Origin of the sequence: Amycolatopsis sp. NPDC051128, assembly GCF_040682715.1 — a bacterium.
Taxonomy (GTDB): Bacteria; Actinomycetota; Actinomycetes; order Mycobacteriales; family Pseudonocardiaceae; genus Amycolatopsis.
The window spans coordinates 69,964-90,541 of record NZ_JBFBBN010000042.1; the positions used below are offsets into that span (position 1 = coordinate 69,964).

Annotated in this window: 16 protein-coding genes and 1 pseudogene; 7 read left to right on the plus strand and 10 right to left on the minus strand. The window is 71.4% G+C overall.

All coding sequences use genetic code 11. The features are described from left to right. Nucleotides 1-17: 17 nt before the first annotated feature. Nucleotides 18-913, plus strand: a pseudogene (locus AB0M82_RS33390) (NADP-dependent oxidoreductase). Nucleotides 914-1,064: 151 nt separating this feature from the next. Then, nucleotides 1,065-2,972 carry a S8 family serine peptidase gene (locus AB0M82_RS33395; RefSeq protein ID WP_364730566.1) on the plus strand — a complete coding sequence of 636 codons (1,908 nt, stop codon included), beginning with the start codon at nucleotides 1,065-1,067 and terminating at the stop codon, nucleotides 2,970-2,972. Nucleotides 2,973-3,019: 47 nt separating this feature from the next. Here the strand turns inward: AB0M82_RS33395 and AB0M82_RS33400 are convergent, their stop codons facing one another. Further along, a complete protein-coding gene (locus AB0M82_RS33400) occupies nucleotides 3,020-3,652 on the minus strand; it encodes a class I SAM-dependent methyltransferase (RefSeq protein WP_364730568.1) in 633 nt (210 codons plus the stop codon). 25 nt (nucleotides 3,653-3,677) lie between these two features. Here AB0M82_RS33400 and AB0M82_RS33405 point away from each other — a divergent pair, with 25 nt between their 5' ends. Continuing rightward, the gene (locus AB0M82_RS33405) at nucleotides 3,678-4,412 is read left to right on the plus strand and encodes an SDR family oxidoreductase (protein WP_364730570.1); all 735 of its coding nucleotides are present in this window, start codon (nucleotides 3,678-3,680) and stop codon (nucleotides 4,410-4,412) included. On the opposite strand, the gene AB0M82_RS33410 is transcribed toward AB0M82_RS33405, so the two are convergent. After that, a complete protein-coding gene (locus AB0M82_RS33410; RefSeq protein ID WP_364730572.1) occupies nucleotides 4,409-5,428 on the minus strand; it encodes an SDR family oxidoreductase in 1,020 nt (339 codons plus the stop codon). The genes AB0M82_RS33405 and AB0M82_RS33410 overlap by 4 nt on opposite strands. Before the next feature lie 71 nt (nucleotides 5,429-5,499). Here AB0M82_RS33410 and AB0M82_RS33415 point away from each other — a divergent pair, with 71 nt between their 5' ends. Next, complete coding sequence (locus tag AB0M82_RS33415) at nucleotides 5,500-6,444, plus strand: LysR family transcriptional regulator (RefSeq protein WP_364730574.1); 945 nt, start codon at nucleotides 5,500-5,502, stop codon at nucleotides 6,442-6,444. Nucleotides 6,445-6,484: 40 nt separating this feature from the next. Here AB0M82_RS33415 and AB0M82_RS33420 read toward each other — a convergent pair whose 3' ends face one another. After that, a complete protein-coding gene (locus tag AB0M82_RS33420) occupies nucleotides 6,485-7,930 on the minus strand; it encodes an ABC transporter substrate-binding protein (RefSeq protein ID WP_364730577.1) in 1,446 nt (481 codons plus the stop codon). A gap of 104 nt (nucleotides 7,931-8,034) precedes the next feature. Between AB0M82_RS33420 and AB0M82_RS33425 the strand changes: the two genes are divergently transcribed. Together AB0M82_RS33425 and AB0M82_RS33430 are read left to right on the plus strand one after the other, a co-directional pair. Further along, nucleotides 8,035-9,366: a hypothetical protein gene (locus AB0M82_RS33425; protein WP_364730580.1), complete on the plus strand. Its 1,332-nt coding sequence runs from the start codon at nucleotides 8,035-8,037 to the stop codon at nucleotides 9,364-9,366. Nucleotides 9,367-9,465: 99 nt separating this feature from the next. Further along, on the plus strand, nucleotides 9,466-10,248 hold the full coding sequence (locus tag AB0M82_RS33430; protein WP_364730583.1) for a class I SAM-dependent methyltransferase: 783 nt from the start codon (nucleotides 9,466-9,468) through the stop codon (nucleotides 10,246-10,248). A 13-nt stretch (nucleotides 10,249-10,261) separates the two neighbouring features. Here AB0M82_RS33430 and AB0M82_RS33435 read toward each other — a convergent pair whose 3' ends face one another. The 5 genes from AB0M82_RS33435 to AB0M82_RS33455 form a co-directional block, all read right to left on the minus strand. After that, a complete protein-coding gene (locus tag AB0M82_RS33435) occupies nucleotides 10,262-12,010 on the minus strand; it encodes a choline/carnitine O-acyltransferase (protein ID WP_364730585.1) in 1,749 nt (582 codons plus the stop codon). 15 nt (nucleotides 12,011-12,025) lie between these two features. After that, nucleotides 12,026-12,853: a class I SAM-dependent methyltransferase gene (locus tag AB0M82_RS33440; RefSeq protein WP_364730588.1), complete on the minus strand. Its 828-nt coding sequence runs from the start codon at nucleotides 12,851-12,853 to the stop codon at nucleotides 12,026-12,028. A gap of 16 nt (nucleotides 12,854-12,869) precedes the next feature. Next, nucleotides 12,870-13,724 carry an arpA protein gene (locus AB0M82_RS33445; protein ID WP_364730590.1) on the minus strand — a complete coding sequence of 285 codons (855 nt, stop codon included), beginning with the start codon at nucleotides 13,722-13,724 and terminating at the stop codon, nucleotides 12,870-12,872. Nucleotides 13,725-13,837: 113 nt separating this feature from the next. Beyond that, nucleotides 13,838-14,230, minus strand: a complete 393-nt coding sequence (locus AB0M82_RS33450) for a DUF4232 domain-containing protein (protein WP_364730599.1) — start codon at nucleotides 14,228-14,230, stop codon at nucleotides 13,838-13,840. A gap of 184 nt (nucleotides 14,231-14,414) precedes the next feature. Then, a complete protein-coding gene (locus tag AB0M82_RS33455) occupies nucleotides 14,415-17,012 on the minus strand; it encodes a bifunctional FO biosynthesis protein CofGH (RefSeq protein ID WP_364730593.1) in 2,598 nt (865 codons plus the stop codon). 153 nt (nucleotides 17,013-17,165) lie between these two features. Here AB0M82_RS33455 and AB0M82_RS33460 point away from each other — a divergent pair, with 153 nt between their 5' ends. Beyond that, on the plus strand, nucleotides 17,166-18,722 hold the full coding sequence (locus AB0M82_RS33460; protein WP_364730602.1) for a transposase: 1,557 nt from the start codon (nucleotides 17,166-17,168) through the stop codon (nucleotides 18,720-18,722). On the opposite strand, the gene AB0M82_RS33465 is transcribed toward AB0M82_RS33460, so the two are convergent. Beyond that, a complete protein-coding gene (locus AB0M82_RS33465) occupies nucleotides 18,707-19,468 on the minus strand; it encodes an SDR family oxidoreductase (protein WP_364730596.1) in 762 nt (253 codons plus the stop codon). The two genes, AB0M82_RS33460 and AB0M82_RS33465, sit on opposite strands and share 16 nt — an antisense overlap. Beyond that, nucleotides 19,465-20,256, minus strand: coding sequence for an alpha/beta fold hydrolase (locus tag AB0M82_RS33470; RefSeq protein ID WP_364730605.1), 792 nt, complete (start codon nucleotides 20,254-20,256; stop codon nucleotides 19,465-19,467). Before AB0M82_RS33470 ends, AB0M82_RS33465 begins: the two co-directional genes overlap by 4 nt. Nucleotides 20,257-20,578 lie beyond the last annotated feature (322 nt).

Sequence of the window (20,578 nt, forward strand, 5' to 3'; positions counted from 1 at the left end):
AGTATCAAGCTGGGGCCATGAAAGCCGTGGCGTTCACTGAATTCGGCGGGCCCGATGTGCTCCGCGTCCTCGACCTGCCGGAGCCGCACGCCGGGCCGGGGGAAGTCCGCGTGCGGGTCAAGGCCGCCGGGGTGCAGCCCTACGATGCCGCCGTCCGCGCCGGCTGGGAGCCGCCGGGCCTGAAGCTCGGCTGGCCGCGCGTGCCGGGGAACGAGTTCGCCGGCGTCGTCGACGAGGGGGAACTCGAGGCCGGCACCGAAGTTCTCGGCTTCACCGCTGTGCGGGCCGCCGCCGAGTACATCGTCGTTCCCGCCGCCGACGTACGCCGAAGCCGGCGGAAATGTCCTGGGAGGTCGCCGGCGGGTTCACCGCCGGGACGCAGACCGCGTCGATCGCGCTGGAAATGCTGAAGCCGCGCGAGGGGGAAACCCTGCTCATCCACGGCGCCGCCGGCTCGGTCGGCACCGCCGCCGTGCAGCTCGCGAAACTGCGGGGCGCCCGGGTGGTCGGCACCGCGAGCGAGGCCAACCAGGACTACCTGCGCGAACTGGGCGCGACCCCCGTCGTCTACGGCCATGGACTGGAGAACCGCATCGAGGCGGCCGCGCCGCGGGGCATCGACGTCGTGCTCGACGGCGCGGGCGGCCCCGCCCTGGACATCTCCCTCGAACTGGTGAAGCAACGGGACCGCATCCTCACCCTCGTCGACCACGGCCGGGCCGCGGACCTCGGCGTGCTCGTCACGAAGTCCGGGCGTTCGGCCGCGCGCCTCGCCGAGCTGGCCGCGCTCTACGCCAAAGGCGACTTGCGCTTTCTCGTGCGCCGGGCCTACCCGTACACCGAGGCTGCGGCCGCGCACCGCGAAATCGAGACCGGGCACGGCCGGGGAAAAATAGTTCTCACGTTCTTTTGAGTGTTCCAGCCCTGATCGTTCCACCATGTGGACGACCGGGCGTTCCCGACTTTGGTCGGTGGACCGCTGACCGGTCACTCCTTAGATTCTCCCCATTACACCCGGGCGGGTGTCATTCGGTCGAGTGACCGAGTATCACAGGGAGACATCGATGGTGAGATTCAGCCGGGTCACCGCGCACGCGGTTCCGCTGACGGTCGGCGCATTGCTGCTGGCCACGGGGGTCTCGGCGGCGCAACCGTCCACGGTGGACGCGGCGACCGCGCGCACCGGCGCGGGCATCGGCGCGCTGCAGAACATCAAGAAGAGCCTCACTCCCGCGGAACGCAAGCAATCGAGCCAACTGGTCATCGAGAAGCGATTGCGGGCCGACCGGTCGCTGGCCGCGAAGCTGCCCGACTACCGCTCGGGCGTCGGCGTCACCAATGCCGGCACCGTCTCGGTCGATATCGCCGCCTCCGGCAGGGCCGTCGCGAACGCCGTCAAGGCGGCCGGTGGCACCGTCCGCTTCGCCGCGCCGGACGGTGCCGTCCGCGCCGACCTGCCGCTGTCCGCGCTGGACGCGATCGCCGGCCGCGCCGACGTCGCCGAGGTCAAGCCCGCGGCGCAGGCCACGACCTGGAGCGAGCCAGGCAACCGCGACGCCGGCGCGCCCGCGGCGATGAAGGCGGCGGCCGCCGGCACCCAGGTGTCCGAAGGGGACAAGGCGCACGGCGCCGACGCCGCCCGCACGACCTACGGCGTCAGCGGCTCCGGCGTCAAGGTGTGCGTGCTCTCCGACGGCGTCGACTCGCTCGCGAAGTCCCAGAGCGCCGGCGAACTGCCCGCGGTGGACGTCCTGCCCGGCCAGAAGGGCAGCGGCGACGAGGGCACCGCGATGCTCGAGATCGTCCACGACCTCGCGCCGAACGCCACCCTCGGCTTCGCCACCGCGTTCACCAGCGAAGCCAGCTTCGCAGCGAACATCCGCGCGCTGCGCACCACCGGCAAGTGCCAGATCATCGTCGACGACGTCTCCTACTTCGACGAGTCGCCGTTTCAGGACACCCAGGTCGCGCAGGCCGTCAACGACGTCACCGCGGCCGGCGTCCTGTACTTCTCCTCGGCGGGCAACTCGGGCAACGCGACCGACGGCACCAGCGGCTACTACGAGGGCGACTTCCGCGCGTCTTCGACGAAGATCAGCGGCGTCACCGGCACCCCGCACGACTTCGACCCGAGCAGCACCACGCAGAATTTCGACGCGCTTTCGGCCGGCTCTCTCGGCAAGCCGGTGACGCTGTTCTGGTCCGACCCGTGGGGCAGGTCCGCCAACGACTACGACCTGTTCGTCCTGAACTCCGCGGGCAGCGTCGTGGCCTCCAGCGAGAACGGCCAGTCGGGCTCGCAGAACCCGTACGAGATCGCGAACGTGCCCAGCACCGGCTCCGGCTACAAGGTCGCGGTGGTCAAGTACAGCGGCGCCGACCGCTTCATCGCGCTCAACGTGATCCGCGGCCGCTTCGTGGCTTCCGGCTCGCTCAAGGCGTTCAGCACCAACGGCGTCACGAACGGCCACTCGGCCGCGGCGAGCGCGTTCAGCGTCGCGGCCGCCCCGGCGGCGGGCGCGTTCACCCGGCCGCTCGAGACCGGTGACCCGGCCAACCCGGCCGGCCCGTACCCCGGCCTGTACACCGCGTCGAGCAAGTGGGAGCGGTTCTCCTCCGACGGCAAGCGGCACCTGTTCTACAACGCCGACGGCACCGCGATCACCCCGGGCAACGTCTCCTCGACCGGCGGCGCGACCCGGAACAAGCCGGACATCACGGCGGCGGACGGCGTGGCGACCTCGGTGACCGGCTTCCAGCCGTTCTACGGGACGTCGGCGGCGGCCCCGCACGCGGCGGCCATCGCGGCGCTGCTGCTGTCGGGCAAGCCGACGGCGACCCCGGCGCAGATCCGCACGGCGCTGGTGTCGAGCGCGATCGACCTGGGCCCGGCCGGGTTCGACACGGTGACCGGCACCGGCGTGATCATGGCCGGCCCGGCGCTGGCCGCGCTGGGAGTGCAGCCGAAGTAGGCGCTTTCCGGGAACGGGGGTCCGGCGCGAGCCGGGCCCCCGTTTCGTCATTGTGGCCCGGTGACCAGCAGGTGAAAGCCCATCTGCCCGCCGCCGAGCAGCTCGTGGCGGCGCACGTCCAGCCCGGCGCGGACGAGCGCGGCCTCGACGTCGGCCACCGGGCGGATGCGGAAGCCGTGTTCGGTGAACAGCGGCGACCGGCTCATCGTCCCCGGGTCGCCGATGCCGAGCACGAACGTGCCGCCGGGCTTCAGCACCCGCGCCACCTCGGCGAACGCGCCGTCGAGGTCGTCGACGAAGTACACGGTGTTCGTGGTGACGACCGCGTCGGCCGAGCCGTCGTCGAGGGGCAACGCGGTGATCGGACCCTCGTGCAGCCGCAGCCGGCCGGCGGCGATCTCCCGCCGGAAAGTGCGGCGGGCCCGCTCGAGCATCGTCGTGGAAATCTCGACGCCGTGCACGGTGCCGGCCCGCCGCAGCAGCAGGCCGAGCCCCAGCCCGCCGCCGAACCCGATGTCGACGGCCGTTTCCCCGCCCGCGAGGCCCAGCGCCGCGACGGCCTCGGTGATCGGCTTGCGGTTGCCGCGGTTGAGCATCGCGCCGACGACGCGGCCCCGCAGGCCGCTAGGGTGGCCGAGTTGCCGGGCGAGCCCGGCCTGGAAACTTTCGCGAAGTCCCATGACGGCAGTCTGGCACCGAGGAGGCATGATGGCGACCGCAGTGGTCACCGGAGCCGGGTCGGGGATCGGGCGGGCGGTGGCCCGGGCCCTGCTCGACGACGGCTACCACGTCACACTGGCCGGCCGCCGCGCCGCGGCCCTCGAAGAAACCGCCTCGGACTCCGGGAACGCGCTCGTCGTGCCCACCGACGTCTCCGACGAGCACTCCGTCGCGGCCCTCTTCGACGCCGTCCGCGAGCGATGGGGGCGGCTCGACCTGCTGGTCAACAACGCCGGCATCGCGGCGGGCGGCACCGTCGCCGACTTGTCCGTCGAGGACTGGAAGCGCACCGTCGACGTCAACCTCACCGGGATGTTCCTCTGCGCGCGGCAGGCCGTCCGGCTGATGAAGGAGCAGGACCCGCGCGGTGGCCGGATCGTCAACAACGGCTCGATCTCCGCGCACGCGCCGCGGCCCGCGAGCGTCGCCTACACCGCGACGAAGCACGCCGTCACCGGGCTGACCCGGTCGATCTCGCTGGACGGCCGGGCCTGGAACGTCGCCTGCGGGCAGATCGACATCGGCAACGCCGCCACCGAAATGACCGAGCGGATGGCCGCCGGCATCCCGCAGGCCGACGGCCGGGTGGTCGCCGAGCCGACGTTCGACGTCCGGCACGTGGCCGACGCGGTGCGCTACATGGCCGGGCTGCCGCTCGACGCCAACGTCCAGTTCCTCACCGTCACCGCGACGACCATGCCGTTCATCGGCCGCGGCTAGGGGATCACCCGCGCCTTCCGGAACTCGTCGAAGAGCCGGTAGAACATCTGCTCCGTCTCGACGTAGGCGTGGAACCCGGCGCGGCGCGACTTCGACGTGTCGGCGAACATGTCGTAGTCCCAGCCGAACACGAAGTCGCCGAACGCCCACGAGGACGAAACGTCCGCATAGGACGCCGAAAGGCCGTGACGGCCGGCCATGGACGTCCACAGTGGACCCTTGTCGGCCATGACGGTGGCCAGGGACATCGGTAGCGGCGGGGCGACCTCGAGGTCGAAGTAGGCCGCCAGCTTCGGCCAGAGTTCGCGCCAGCGGAACAGGTCGCCGTTCGCGATGTTGAACGCGCCCTGCCGGCCGGTCGCCCAGACCGTCGCTTCCGCGAGCAGGCCCGCGTCGGTCATCTCCAGCAGGCTGTCGTACGCGCCGGGCTTTCCGGGAAACCGCAGCGGCAGGCCGAGTTCCTTGGAGATCGACGCGTACACCGCGATCACCAGCGCCAGGTTCATGGGGTTGCCCAGCGCGGTGCCGCCGACCACCGACGGCCGGATCGCCGACCAGGTCCACGGCCCCTGCCGCCGTTCGAGGAAGGCCTGCTGGTCCACGTTGAACTCGGGCGGCATGTGCCCGGCGTCGGTCTCGCGCGCCGGGGTCTTGAACGGGCCGAGGTGGGCGCCGTAGACCTTGTAGCCCTGCATCAGGCTGACGTGCTCCAGGCCGGGCGCGGCCCGCTCCACCGCGTCGACGAGGTTCGTCAGCATCGCCACGTTCGGCGGGACGAGTTCCGCCCACGTCGGCTTGTCCTGGTAGGCGGCGTAGAACAGGTGCGTGGTGGCGGTCAGCGAGCCGATCTTCGCCCGTGTGTCGTCGGGGTCGAGCAGGTCGACGGAGACCGTTCCCGGCCCGCCCCGGCGGGAGAGGCCGACGACGTCCCAGCCGCCGTCCGCCCGCAGGTGCTCGATCAGGTTCCGGCCGATGATCCCGTTGGCCCCGGCGACCAGGGCTGTCTTGCGCTTCATGACATCCAGGCTGGCCAGACGCTCGGAATAAGTCCAAGGCTTAGTTGTCACCTTGTCGATAAGCTGAGTGCATGGCAAGCCTGCGGCAGCTCGAATACCTGGTCACGGTGGTCGACACCGGCTCGTTCACCCGCGCCGCCGAGCAGCTGCATGTGACGCAGCCCGCGTTGTCCCACCAGATGCGGGCCCTGGAGCGGAGCCTCGGCGGGCCGCTGCTCGAACGGCTGCCACGCGCCGTCCGGCTCACCCCGATGGGCCGGGCGATGCTGCCGCACGCGCGGGCGGCGCTGGCCGACGCCGACCGCGCGCGCTGCGCCGCCCGGCTCGCGTCCGGCACGACGGCCGGTGAGCTGCAGGTCGCCACGGTGTACTCGGTGAGCCTCGGCGTGCTGCCGCCCGCGTTGCGGGTGTGGCGGCGCGACCGGCCCGACGTCGACGTCCGGCTGATCGAGTTCCGGCACGCCGACGAGCTGCGGGACGCGATGGCCGCGGGCGAAGCCGACGTCGCGCTCGGCCCCCGGCCCGGCGGCTGGACCGGGCCGGTGCGGCAGCTGGGCGTCGAGGAGTTCGTCGTCGTGCTGTCCGCCGACGGCGCCGGAGAGGACGACGCGACCGGCGTGGTCGACCTGGCGACGCTCGCCGGCTGCGCGTGGGTGCACTACGCCCCGGGCAACGGCCTCGCGGAGCTGGTCGACGCGGCGTGCGCGGCGGCGGGGTTCCGCCCGCGCGCGGCGGTCCGCACCGAGCAGACGGCGGCGGCCCCGATCCTCGCGGCGGCGGGCCTCGGCCCGGCGCTGGTCCCGGCGAACGTCCTGCCCGCGCGGTTCGACGGCCGCGTCCTGCGGCCGGCGGTGCCGGTGCGCCGGACACTGGTCGCCTACACCCGCGCCGCCCCCGACCCGCTGACCACGGCGTTCATCGAGACGCTCGTCGAGCACGCCACGGCCTTGGGCGAGCACCTGAAACCGGGCCAATCGGGCCAATCGGGCGGCTTGGCAGCTCGCTGCCGCAGCTAACTGCCCGGCCTTGGGTGAATGACTCTTTCACCGCCGCGGTTCACGAAACCACGATCCCCGCCACCACCGGCCCCGTGAACGGCGTCGTCGTCACGTTGTGGACGCGCGGCGACCAGACCGCGTGGCCGTGGCCGGACCACAGCGGGGCGACCGGCAGGTCGCGCAGCAGCTGGTTCTCCGCCAGCCGGTACAGCTCGCCGGCTTCCTCCGGGGTCGCCGCGGCGTCGGCCATGGCGAGGTTCTGGTGGAAGACGTCGTCGGTGTAGCCCGACGCCGAAGCCAGCTCCGACAGCAGCTCGTACGGGCTCGCCGTGGCCGTTTTGACGTCGAGCGTGGCCGGGTCGTCGAGCGGGCCGGCTTTCGGTGCGGCCTGTGCCGTCACCGAAACGTCCAGTGCCTGGTGCAGCCCGACGACCAGCGTCCGCGTCCACGCCTCGGCGCCCGGTCCGAAGTAGACGGTCGCGCCGCCGGGGAAGGCCGCCTGCTTCAGCAGGGCCTTGCCGGCCGCCGCGTCGAAGGTGCACGGGCGGCAGGTGCCGGACCGCTCGCCGGGCGCGTCCGCCGGCGGCAGCAGTGCCTTGGCCGGGTCGACCTGGTGCGCGAGCGGACCGGCCTCCAGCGCCGCGCGGTCGACGCCGAGCGCGAACCCGTGGCGGACCGTCGCGTCGGCGAACCGGGGGTTCGCCACCGGGAAGGCCAGGTAGCCGGCCCGCGGCAACGCCCAGTTCGCGTGGCGGTCGCCGAATTCGCCGTGCATGGCTTCGTGCTTCTCGCCGGGGACTTCGGTCGCGAGGTCGAGCGTGCCCGCCCGCACCGCGTCGTACTGGGCGGCGGGCTCGCCGACCCGCAGGTCGATCTCCTCGGCCTTCCCGGCGCCGACGCGCTTCAAAGTGCCACCGGAGCCCGGCTTCCAGCCGCCGTCGAGCCGGTACGGGCCGTTGCCGACCGGGGCCTTGGCGAAGCCGTCCCAGTCGCGGGAGGCGAGTACCGAGGCGGGCAGCGGGACCAGGCCCGGCGCCGCGAGCAGGGCGGGCACCTGGCCGGACGGCCGGTCCAGCGTCACCGTGATCGTGTCCGGGGCCGATGCCGTGATTTCGCGAGCCCGCAGCAGTTTCGTGAACACCGGCGAGGACACCCAGCGCTCGGCCGCGATCACCTTCCAGGTGTCCACATAGGACTGAGCGGTGACCGGGGTTCCGTCGTGGAACGCCGCGGGCCGCAGCTTGACCGTCCAGCGCACCCGGTCGGTGCTCTCGATCGACTCGGCCGCCCGCGGCGTGACCTTCCCGGAGGCCGCGTCGTAATCGGCGAGCGGGGTCCACAGCGCGCCGGTCACGAGCCGGCCCGCCTGGTCGGCGAGGTCGGCGGGCAGCAGTGTCGCGGGTTCCCGGATGCCGACGGACAGCACACCGGGACGAGCCGGATCGGGCTCGGAACAGCCCGTGACAGCGATGGCCAGTACGACGAACAGGGCGAGCAGACGCATGCGCAAGTCCTACCAGCCAGGAGGCAACCAAAGGCGGTTGTGTCCGGTTGATCTCCGTCGTACCGTTCGGTTGGTCACGCTCGTAGCGCTCTGGGAGGTACCGCGTGCGCACCTGGTTGCGGTCGTGCTTCGCCGCCGTCACCGTCAGTGCCACCCTCGTCGCGACCGGGTTGCCGGCCGCCGCCTGCGGCGAGGACGACAAACCCGCGGCCCCGGCCGCGCGCACGGCGGGTGACCCGGGGGCGATCAAGAACGTCCGGCCGGTCGGCAACGTGCCCGACGCCGCCGGCGCCATCTCGCTCAACTTCTTCCAGTACGGCAGCCGCGACGTGATGGTCGTGTCCGGCGAGTTCGGGCTGAAGGTCTACGACCTGAAGAACCCGACGGCGCCGAAGCTCGTCGGCCAGGTCAGCCTGCCGGGCCTCTGGGAAACCGAGGACACCGAGGTCGACCCGGTCCGCAAGCTGGTGTTCCTGTCGCGGGACCCGCGCGCGTTCGGCGGCACCACCCACACCGGCGAGTCCGGCATCTACGTCGTCGACGTGGCGAAGCCCGAGGCCCCGGCGATCCTCAGCTACGTGAAGGTGCCGGCCGGCCACACGACCAGCTGTGTCGACGGCTGCCGCTACCTGTGGACCGGCGGCCCGGCCAAGGCCGACGACCAGCCGGCCGACTGGGGCGGGCGCCCGATCTGGGTCACCGACATCCGCGACCCGAAGCACCCGAAGGTGCACCCGGAGCCGATCGAGCTGGCCCGCAACGACGGCAAGACCGACTACGTCCACGACGTGCAGGTCGACGCCGACGGCGTCGCGTGGGTGTCCGGCCGCGGCGGCGTCCGCGGCTACTGGACGAACGGCGTGCACCGCGACCCGCTTTCCGGGAAGATCCGCCGCGCCACCGCGCACGAGCCGATCCCGTACGCCGGCGGCGGCATCGCGGAGACGGCGGCGCCGTCCCGGTTCATGCACAACAGCTTCCACCCGGCCGGCCACCGCATCGGCGACGGCGCTTGGCGCGGCCAGGACCTGATCTACGCGACGGAAGAGAACTTCGTCGACGGCTGCGCGGGTGACGGCGTCCTGACGATCTCGTCGCTGGCCGGTTCCTACCACGGCGAAGGCTGGCGTTCGACGCCGGAGCAGCCGTTCCGGCTTCGCAGCGTCGGCACGTGGAGCGTCAACGGCCAGGAGGGCAGCGACCCGGCGTCCGACGACTGCTCCGCGCACTACTTCGACGTCCGCGGCAAGGTGCTGGTGCAGTCGTTCTACGCGCAGGGCACGCGGTTCCTCGACGTCAGCGATCCGACGAACCCGCGGCAGATCGCCTACTACCGCCCTGGCGACGCGAGCGCGTGGGCGCCGTACTGGCACGGCAAGTACGTCTACGTCGCGGACAACGCCCGCGGCGTGGACATCCTGCAGCTGACCAAGTAGGTCGGTCCGTGAATGTCGCATTGAGGGACTTCAAGTCCCTCAATGCGACATTCACGGCCTTCGCCCGGCCACCCGCACCCCGCTGCTAGTTTTTGGGGCATGAGCCAGCGACGTGCGGACGGGAGTGCCGGGGACGCGGATTACGGCGCCATCGGCGGGGTCTACACCGATTACCGCAAGCCGGACCCGCGCATCGGCCAGTACATCGTCGACGCGCTGGGCGACGCGCGGACCGTGCTCAACGTCGGCGCGGGCGCCGGCGCCTACGAGCCCGCCGACCGCGAGGTGACCGCGGTCGAGCCCTCGGCGTCGATGCGTGCGCAGCGCCCGGTGGGCCTGCCGCCCGCGATCGACGCGGTGGCCGAGAAGCTGCCGTTCCCGGACCGGTCGTTCGAAGGCGCGATGAGCACGTTCAGCGTGCACCAGTGGAACGACCTGTGGACCGGGCTGCGGGAACTGCGCCGGGTCACCCGTGGCCCGATCGCCATCCTGACCTGCGATCCGGCACTCCTGCGGCGGTTCTGGCTGCTCGACTACGCGCCGGAGGTGATCGAGACCGAGGCGGGCCGCTACCCGTCGGTCGACGACATCGCCGACGGGCTCGGCGGCCACACCTCGGTGATCGGCGTGCCGATCCCGATCGACTGCACCGACGGCTTCAACGAGGCCTACTACGCGCGCCCGGAACGTCTGCTCGACCCGGGCGCGCGGCTGTCGTGCTCGGCGTGGAGCTTCGTCGACGACCGCGTGCACCACCGCTTCGCCGCGGAACTGCGGCACGACCTCGACGACGGCACGTGGGAACGCCGCTACGGCAGGCTGCGGGAGCAGGAGACCTTCGACGGCTCGCTGGTCCTCGTCGTTTCGGAGCCCGCGGGGTGACTTCGCCGCCTGCTCAGGCCGTGGCCAGCAGCTCCTGCAGTTCGGCGACGGCTTTCGCGAGCTCGCCGGCGAAGCGGTACATCTCCGCCGCGACGTGCTTCGGCGTGCTCAGGTAGATGTTCCAGCGGTCCGGCAGCAGCACGTACGCGACGCCGATGCACTGCGGGCTGGTCGAGCCGAACCCGAAGTACTGGATGTTGACCGACGGCGCCGAGCTGGTGCTCAGGTAGTCGTCGCGCAGCTTCAGCCAGCCCGGTGACGTGTACAGCGCCGCGGTTTCGGTGTCACCACGGCGTTTCCCGATCAGCTGCAGCTCCCACAGGTGCTGCTCCGGCGCGTCACCGGCCTGACACTCCTTCGCGCGGGCGACGTGCTTCGCCGCGGCGGTGCGGAACGCTTCCCGCTTCTCGTCGGCCGAAGCGTCCGGATCGGTCAGGACGTCGGCGAACCGCACGACCTCCGGCGTGACGACGCGCATCGCTTCGGTGCGGCCGTTCTGGAACTGCCGGGTGGCGATCGACTCGTAGGTCGCCCCGGTCAGGCCCTTCGCACGGCGGTGCGCCAGCTGGTACGCCATCTGCGCGAAGGCGTCCGGTGACATCTTGAGCGCCTTGGCCCGGTCGGCGCCGAAGTCGAACGACACGGTCTGCGTCGCCGTCGCGTCCGCGTACGCCCGGAAGGCCGCTCCGGCGGCGCGTGCGTCTTCGCGCAACGCGTCGGTCAGCGTGAACTCGACGACCTCGGGAACCGGCACGCCCTCGGCGGCGGCGCGCGGCTCCCGCGTGCCACTCAGCAGCGCGTCGGTGAAGCCGAGGATCGTGGTGCCGTCGAGTTCGCAGTGTTCGACGTTGATCCCCGCGGTGCCGTCCTCGAACACGATGAGCGACACGGCCTTGTCGTACCAGCGGTTGTCGCCGTACAGCAGCCGGTCGCCGGCTTCCAGGGCGTTCGCCGGTGTGAAGTCGTCCAGGCACAGGCAGAACAACGCGGTCTCGATGGTTTCGAGGGCGTCGCCGTTCCCGGCTTCGAGCAACGCGTCCCGCGAAGCCGCCCACTCGGCACGCGCCTTGGTCGTGAAGTGCCCGGCGGGGACGTCGGTGATGTGCTCGCCCTTGAGGATCGCGTGCAGCCCGTCCGCCAGCTGCCCGGGCGAGTACGGGCGGCCGTCCGCGTCGAGGACGTCCATCCGGAAGGGCGTGCCGCGGTGGAAGACCACGATGTGCCGCTCGGGCGACGGGAACCGCGTGCGCGCGGTGTCGAGCACCTCACCCGGGATGCGCGTGGCCGAGAACAGGTACTTGTGCTGCACCATCGACTGCGGCGCGCCGCGCAGGAGCACCGGCGGCACCAGCTCTTCGTCCAGCCGCAGCTTGTAGTCCACGGCGGACGCGGTCAGCTCGGCCGCCCGCTCCACCTGGCCCAGCGGGGACTCCCGGAACAGGAAGAAGAAGTTCGCGTTGAGCGCGATCCGGTCGCGGCGGCCGAGGTAGCGGTACGGCCAGAACGTGTCGAGCCAGCTGCGGACGCCGGGCGAGCGGTCGTACTCCTCGAGCGCCGCCTGCAGCCCGTGCGCGGGGCTGTCCGGCGCCAGGAACTCCGCGACCGCCGCTTCGGTCTCCGCCAGTTCCTCCGGCGTCAGCAGCGGGCCGCACCACTCGAGGAAACGGCGGCAGCTGGCCGCCAGGGTGGGGATGGGGACCCGGGCGAGCCGATCCTCGTTGCCGAAGGTGCGGGTGGACCATTCCGGACTGCTCACGGTCATCCTTCTTGCTCGGATCTACTGGGAAGTCTCGAGCGTGGCCGCGAGTTCGGCGGCCGAGCCCTCAGGGCGGGAAACATACAGCCGGGCGTAGAGCCAGCCGTCGGACTCCAGGCCGGCCGGGTCGACCCCGGCGGCGTTCAGCGTGTCCAGGATCTGCGTCTGCTCCTCGGCGGACGCGAACCGCCGCTGCTTGAACACCCCTTCGACGCCCGCGGTCTCGTACCCCAGCTCGGCCAGGCTCGCCGCGACCGGCTCGTAGGAGAACATCCGCAGCACGAAGTGCGCCATCCACGGCCGCGCGCCGCGCGCGATCCGGGAGAGCGTCTTCTCGGTGACGTAACCGACGCAGCCGGTGGAGATCACGAGGTCGACGTCGTCCAGGAGCTTCTGCTGGGTCTCGTCGGGGTCGTCGCGTTCGAAATCGGCGTGGAGCGCCTCGTCGAGGAACCCGGCGGAGAGCGCGTACTCGAGCGCCGGCGCCGAGTTGTCCAGGCCGTAGAACCGCGGGTTGTCGCTTCGGACGCGGTTCCGGTCCGCCTCGACCAGCGCCGCGTGGTCCAGCGCGCGCACGTCCGGGCCGGTGTAGTGGGCGTACAGGTCGTCCATGGTCGCGTCGCACCGGCGCAGGGCCGCGTTGACGCCGTACGAGCAGCCGACGTCGAGCACGGTCGGCCGCGCGACCCCGCGTTCGGCCCGGTACTCCTCGATCAGCTTCGCGAAGTACGGCTTCGCCAGCTGGGGGATGTGGTAGGCGACGCGCCGCAGCGTGCCGAAGAACGGACGGGGGTCGGGGGCGGTGTAGATGTGGTCGAACGAGATCTTGCCGGTCGAGTCGAAAGGCACGGGCCAGGCTCCTGATCTAGTCGAGCAGTTCGTCGCCCCGGACGGCGCGCCCCGCGAGGTGTTCCGGCAGGACCCGGCCGAACAGCTGCCTGGTCCGCTCCGCGCTGCCGATGACTCCCGGGCGCTCGCTGTAGGCGAAGATCGCGGAATGCCGCGCGATCATGCCTTCCACCGTACTGACCCGGTGCAGGGCGAAGCGCCCCTTGAAGAGCTGGAGATCACCCGGACGGAGGCCGAGGCGTTTCACCGGCCGCGTGTCGCCGGCCAGCACGGCCCGGACGTCGTCGAGATTTTCGGCTTCCGCCGACCGGATGTTCGGGCAGTAGTCGAAGGCCCCGCCCGCCGTTGGCTCCTGGGTGAGCATGCTGACCGTGAACTCGTTGGTGTCGAAGTGCCACGGGTGCGCGCGGCCCGGCGCGATGACGTTGAGCGTCAGCCCGGACAACGGGTCGGCGAGCTCGTGCAGCTCCGGCAGGCCGAAGCAGTCGGCGACGAACCGCTGGAACACCGGGCTGGTGTAGAGCGTGGCGATGATCGACGACGCCGGGATGCGGTCGCGGGCGACGAACGCGTTGCCGCGTTCCATCACGGTGCGGCCCGGGTGGTCCTCGGGCAACGGCGTGTCGAGCGCGATGTTGTAGGCGTTGACCTTCTCGACCTTGGTGTAGGCGTGCGGCGCGAGTTCGGCGCACTCGGCCCGCAGGACCTCGCGCAGGTCCGGCCGGACGAAGTCAGCGAGCACGCTGCACCCGACATCGGCGAGTTCCGCGCGGGTGCGGGCGACGACCTCCCGCCAGGCGGGGCTTCCGGGATCAGTGAGCGGGTAGCGGCCGGTGTCGACCATTTCCAGCGGGGCCACGGAGGTGCTCATCGAAGTCCCTTCCCCGGGGTGGAGCTTCGGTGCTCGCCCTGGTCGTGAAAGGAAAGAGGTAGCACAGAACCGCGCGGGTCAACCGTCGGTTTGTGATCGGTGACACAAAGTGGTCAGTTGCCGATTTCGGTGGCCCATGAGCTGACCGTGACGGAGTCCGTGGTGCCCAGATCGGTGTCCAGTGGCTGTTTCTGCGCGGGTTCGCCGGGGACGGGCACCACCGAAATCGCGGCGCCGGTGCGCTGGTCACCGGAGGTGACGGTGGCCGACCACGCCAGCACGGCCACGACCTTCTCGCCCGGCTGGAGGGTGAGGTTCTGCGGCCCGAGGTCCCGCGCGAAGTACGACGTGCCGTGTTCGACGTGGACGTCCAGCGGGGTGCCGTCACCCGCGAGGATCTTCAGGTCCGGGTAGCCGGTGACCTTGCGCGGCGCGGTGTCCCGGTTGGTCAGCGTCAGCACGCTGGCGCGGTGCCCGAGGCCGGCCTCGACCTGGCCCACCGACAGCGAAAGGCCGGTCGGCTGCGGCGGCCCGTACGTCGGGCTCGGTGTCGTCGTGGGCGGCGCCGGCGCGGGCGGCGGTGTGCTGCAACCCGCGAGAAGCGCTACGAAGAGAAGTGGTGCAAAGCGAGAAACCCCCATGGGGCGGAAGAATAGCGGGTCCGGCCGGACGACCGGACCCGCTACCGCCTTACGGCGTGAGCAGGGGGAGCAGCGGCTTGCGCACCTGCGTCGCGACGCCGTCCGAAGCCTCCGCCGCGGCGATCCGCTCGGCCGACGGCCGGCCGTAGCCCGTCGTCCGCTGCACCAGCGGGCGGCCCAGCGGCTCGACCATCGCGCGCATGTCGCTGATCGTCTTGTACGACCCGTTCGACGCGCCGGCCATCCGGCTGATCGTCTCCTCCATCAGCGTCCCGCCGATGTCGTTGACGCCGCCCTGCAGCACCGCGCGGCTGCCCTCTTCGCCGAGCTTCACCCAGGAGCTCTGGATGTTGTCGATCATCCCGTGCAGCAGGAGCCGGGACAGCGCGTGCACCGCCCGGTTCTCCCGCAGCGTGGTGCCGGGGCGGGCGAGCCCGGCGAGGTAGATCGGCGAGCTCTGGTGGATGAACGGCAGCAGGACGAACTCGGTGAACCCGCGCCGCCCGTGCTTCTCGAGGCCTTCGCGCTGCAGCCGCGCGAGCAGCTTCAGGTGCGCGACCCAGTGCGCGGGGGTGTCGACGTGGCCGTACATCATCGTCGACGTCGTCGGCAGCCCGACCTGGTGCGCGGTGGTGACGACCTTGATCCACTCCGACGTCGGCAGCTTGCCCTTGGTGAGCACCCAGCGGACGTCGTCGTCGAGGATTTCCGCCGCGGTGCCCGGCAGGGAGTCGACGCCGGCTTCCTTCGCCTTGATCAGCCAGTCTTCGAGGGACAGGTTGGTCCGCGAAGCGCCGTTCACGACCTCCATCGGGCTGTAGGAGTGCAGGTGGATCTCCGGCTGACGGCGCTTGACCTCGGCCGCGAGGTCGAAGTACGCGGTGCCGGGCAGGTCCGGGTGGATGCCGCCCTGCATGCAGATCTCGGTCGCGCCTGCGGCCCACGCCTCGTCGACGCGGTCGCCGACCTGCTCCAGCGAGAGCGTGTACGCGTCGGCGTCGGTGCGACGCTGCGCGAAGGCGCAGAAGCGGCAACCCGTGTAGCAGACGTTCGTGAAGTTGATGTTCCGCGTGACGACGAACGTGACGTCGTCGCCGACCGTCTCCCGCCGCAGGTCGTCGGCCAGCTTCGTGAACGCGTCCAGTTCCTTGCCGTCGGCGGACAGCAGCGCCAGCGCGGCGTCGTCGGACAGCCCGGCGGGGTCCTTTTCCGCGCTGCGCAGGGCTTCCAGGACGGTCGAGTCGAACCGCTGCGGCCCGGTCTTGATCCGGTTGCCGATTTCGGTCCAGTCGCCGTAGACGGAGTCGAAGTCGCTGCGCCGGTCTTCGGTGCGGCCGGTGGTGTCGATCTCGGTGTGCAGGTCGGTGCGGCCGGACTCCTGCCAGCCACCGTCCGGCTCCTGCCACGGGATGCCGACCGGCATCGCGCCTTCGCGGGCCATCCCGGTGGCCGGGTCGACGAGCGCCGCGACGTGCCGCGTGATCCGCGGGTCCAGCCACGGCTCGCCGGCCTTGACGTACTCGGGGTAAATCGTGAGCCGTTCCTTGAGCTCGAACCCGGCCTTCTCGGTGCGGCGCGCGAGCTCGTCGATCTGCGGCCACGCGCGTTCCGGGTTGACGTGGTCGGGGGTCAGCGGCGAGACGCCGCCCCAGTCGTCGATCCCGGCGCGGATCATCAGGTCGTACTGGGCGCCGATCAGGTTCGGCGGCGCCTGGATGCGCATCTTCGGCCCGAGCACCAGCCGCGCGACGGCGATGTTCGCGGCGAGCTCTTCGAGGTCGGCGTCCGGCGTCGCGCGCATCTTCGTGTCCGGCTTGGCCCGGAAGTTCTGCACGATGACTTCCTGGATGCCGCCGTAGGTCCTGGCGACCTTGCGGATCTCGAACAGCGCGTCCGCGCGCTCCTCGTGCGTCTCGCCGATGCCGATGAGGACGCCGGTGGTGAACGGGACGCTGCTGCGGCCGGCGTCTTCGAGCACCCGCAGCCGGACGGCGGGATCCTTGTCCGGCGAGCCGTAGTGCGGGCCGCCCTTCTCGCTCCACAGCCGGGTCGCGGTGGTCTCCAGCATCATGCCCATCGACGGCGCGACCGGCTTGAGCCGCTGGAAGTCCTGCCAGGTCAGCACGCCCGGGTTGAGGTGCGGCAGCAGGCCGGTCTCCTCGAGCACCCGGATCGCCATCGCCCGGACGTAGGACAGCGTGTCGTCGTAGCCGTGCGCGTCGAGCCAGTCGCGGGCGGCCTTCCAGCGGTCCTCCGGCCGGTCCCCGAGGGTGAAGAGGGCTTCCTTGCAGCCCATCTCGGCGCCCTTGCGGGCGATGTCGAGCACCTCGTCGGGCGAGAGGAACGGCGATTCGAGCCGGCCCGGCACGGTGACGAAGGTGCAGTAGCCGCACCGGTCGCGGCACAGCCGGGTCAGGGGGATGAACACCTTGCGGCTGTAGGTGATGATGCCCGCGCGCCCGGCCTCGGCCAGGCCCGCGTCGCGGATGCGTGAGGCGTACTCGGAAAGCTTCCCCAGGTCTTCGCCGCGGGCGTGCAGCAGGACGCTCGCTTCGGCTACGTCGAGTGTTTTCCCGTCACGCGCCCGGGCGAGCGCGCGGCGCATCGCGGAGGCAGTCGGGGTGGTGGCGTCGGGTTCGGGTCCCATTCCGCCCACGCTAGGACCGCCGTCGCCCGACCAGCCAGTGTGCGTTCCGCACGTCGCCTACCCGATCGGTGCGCGTGATCGTCGTCGCAGGTCAGTGCGGTGGCATGGTTGTCGATCAGCTTCCGGCCGTGTATTACCTAAAGAGTGGCATCTGTGGTCGGCAAGAAGATCGGCGGACGGACCTACTACTACCTGGCGGAGTCCGCCCGGGTCGATGGCAAGCCGCGGGTGGTCACCCAGCGTTATCTCGGCACGGCCGAGGAGATCGCCCGCGCCGTCCCCGGCGGCGAGCCCGCCTCGGCTTCGTACCGAACCTACGGCGACGTCGCGGCGGTGTGGGCGACGCTTTCGCGGCTCGGCTTCGTCCGGCGCGTCGACGACGTGGTGGGTCCGCAACGCGCGAAGCCTTCCCTCGGGTCGACGCTGGCGATCGCGGTGCTGCACCGCGCCACCGCTCCGGACACACCGCTGTCCGAATGGTGGGCCGCGGGGGCCGCCGCCGACCTCGTGCGACCCAAGGTGACCACAGTGGACGGAATGTGGCGCGCGCTGGAACGGCTGACGCCGGACCGCGTCGCGCGCATCGAGGAAACCGTCGCCGCCGCGGTGTTGGAGGTGCTCGACGACCACGCGGCGCTCGCCGTCGACGTCCCGCAGTTCGCCGCGTTCGCCCCGGCGGACTGCACCCTGCCGTCGGCTTGCCAGGGCGTCCTCGCCGGAGCGGGCCTGCGCGTGACCCGCGACGGCGCGATCCCCCTGGCGTCGCGGATCTACCGGCGCGACGACGGCACCGCCCCGACGTTCGCCGCGCTGACCGGCGAGCTCGGGCCGGCCACACTGGTCTTCCACGCGGGCCAGGCCGCGCAGCTCGACCTCGGCTCGCGCAGCGGCTTCGTCGGGTCGCTGCCGCTGACCGACCACCCCGAGCTGCTGACCCAGCCCGCGTCCGCCCGCAAGCGCGTCGACCCCGAACGGTTCGCCGGGCTCACCGCGCTGGACACGCACGCGGTCGTCGACGGCGTCCGGCGGCGGGTGATCCTGACCCACTCGGCGACCCTGCACGCGGCGCAGTCCCGCGCGTTCGCCGACGAGCTGGCCACCGCGACCCGCGAGCTCGACGGCCTGGCCGAGGCCCTCGCCGCGGGCACCCACCGCGGCGACCGCGCCCAGGTCCACGCCGAGATCGGCCGCGTCACCCGCGGCCGGCGCATCGAGCGCGTGCTCACCGCCGTCCTGAGCGGGAACCGGCCCGGCGAGATCCGCCTCGAACGGCGGATCGACACCGCCGCGCTGGCCCGGCTCGACGACGAGTTCTTCGGCAAGCAGGTGCTGGTCACCGACCGGGACTGGCCGATCGGGGACGTCGTCACCGCGTACCGGGCCCGCACCCACCTCGAATCGACGTTCCGCTGGCTCACCGGGCCCGCCGTCACCGGCCCGACCCCCCGCTGGGAGTGGACGCCGCGGCGGGTCGCCGCGCACGGGCTCGTCTCGGTGCTCGCCGCGACCGTGACGCACCTGATGCGGCGCGAGGCCGACCGGGCCGGGATGAACCTGTCCGTGCGCGAACTGCTCGACCGGCTCGCCGGCATCGGCGAGCTGGTGCTGCGGTACCCGTCCACCGGCGGGCGGCCGCGGACCGGGCGCCTGCCGACCGAGCGTGACCCTGGTCAGCAGGCTTTGTTCTCGCTGTTTCAGGACTCCCGGTAGATCTGCAGCGCGGAGAAGCTCTGGACCACCGGCATCAGCTCGATGACGTTGATGTTCACGTGCTCCGGCTGGCTCGCCGCCCAGAGGACCGACTCGGCGACGTCGTCGGCGGTCAGCGGCGTCGTGCCCTGGTAGACCTTGTCGGCTTTCTCCTGGTCGCCGTCGAACCGGACCTTCGAGAAGTCCGTGCCGCCGACCATGCCGGGCTCGATGTTCGTCACGCGGACGCCGGTGCCGTGCAGGTCGCTGCGCAGGTTGAGGCTGAACTGGTGCACGAACGCCTTGGTCGCGCCGTAGACGTTGCCGCCGGGGTAGGGATAGGTGCCGGCGATCGAGCCGATGTTCAGCACGTGGCCGCGGCCGCGCTCGACCATGCCGGGCAGCAGCGCGCGCGTGACGTGCACGAGGCCGCGGACGTTGGTCGCGATCATCGCGTCCCAGTCTTCGAGCTCGGCCCGGTGGGCGGGCTCGAGGCCCTTGGCCAGGCCGGCGTTGTTGACCAGGACGTCGACCTCGCGCCAGGCGGGCGGAAGGCCTTCGACGGCGCTCTTCACCGCGTCGGGGTCGCTGACGTCGAGCTTGATCGGCAGGACGGCGTCGCCGAGTTCCCCGGCCAGCTTCTCGAGCTTGTCCTCACTGCGGGCGACGGCGATCACCCGGGCGCCCCCGGCGACGAACCTGCGCGCGATGGCGTCACCGAAGCCGGCGCTCGCGCCGGTCACGAACACGGTCTGCTGCTGCGTCATGGAGTGGCTCCGCTGCTCTTCAGGAAGGTGCTGAGTGCCTCGTCGAACTCGGTCTCGCGCTCCAGGTTAGGCAGGTGGCCCGCGCCCTCGATCACCACCAGGGTCGAACCGCGCGTCTTCCGGTGGATCGACCGGGCGTCGGCGACGGGGGTGAACTCGTCCTCACTGCCGACGACGACCAGGGTCGGGACTTCGACCTTCGTCAGTCCTTCGGTGTAGTCCGGCCGCTCGGCGCGTCCCCTGAGCGCGGCCGCGGCTCCCTCTTTCGGCGCGTCGCGCATCATGCGCCTGACGTGCGCCTCGACGTCCGGCCTGGTCTCGCGGGTGCTCTTGGAGATCATCTTGGGGAGGAGTTCCTCGGCGTAGTCGTGCATCCCCTCTTCGGTGATCCGGTCCGCGGTGTCGAGGCGGGCCTGTCTCGCCTCGGGGGTGTCGAGGCCGGGGAAGGTGTCGGCGAGGAGAAGGGCCTTGACCCGGCCGGGGTGGTCCGCGACCAGCTGCATGACGATCTGGCCGCCCATCGAGAGGCCGCCGAGCACGAAGGTCTCCAGCCGGAGGTGGTCGGCCAGGCGGACGAGGTCGGCCGCGAAGACGTCGAGGCCGGTCTTGGTGCCCCCTCCAGGGGACTTGCCGAAGCCACGGAGGTCCGGCGTGACGACCCGGTGGCCTCGGCCGGCCAGGTACTCGGCCTGGGGGCGCCACATCGAGCGATCGAAGGGGTGGCCGTGGACCAGCAGGACCGGGGATTCGCTCGTCTTCGGGCCCAGGTCGTCGTACGCGAGATCGATGGTCATGCGGCCGACGCTAGGCGGACCTTTGGCGCGGAGCAATACGGTGCAATGTACTCGGAGCAATGTTCTTTCGCTGGCGCTCGGGGCCGGTCCGGGGCACACTAAGCCTCGGGCGGGCTCCGTCATGGGGTCTGACCTGCGCTGATCTTGTTAAGGGACCCCCCTGTTTCAGGGCCTTTCCGGGCATGTAAAGTTCTCCAAGTCGCCAGGGAAACCGAGCGGCGGGGACACGAACCAAGCTCTCGCAGAAGCGATTGAGTGGGTGTCCCACCAAAAACTGCTAGGAACGATTCGCTTGAGTCGGGCTGCTTGACGGTGG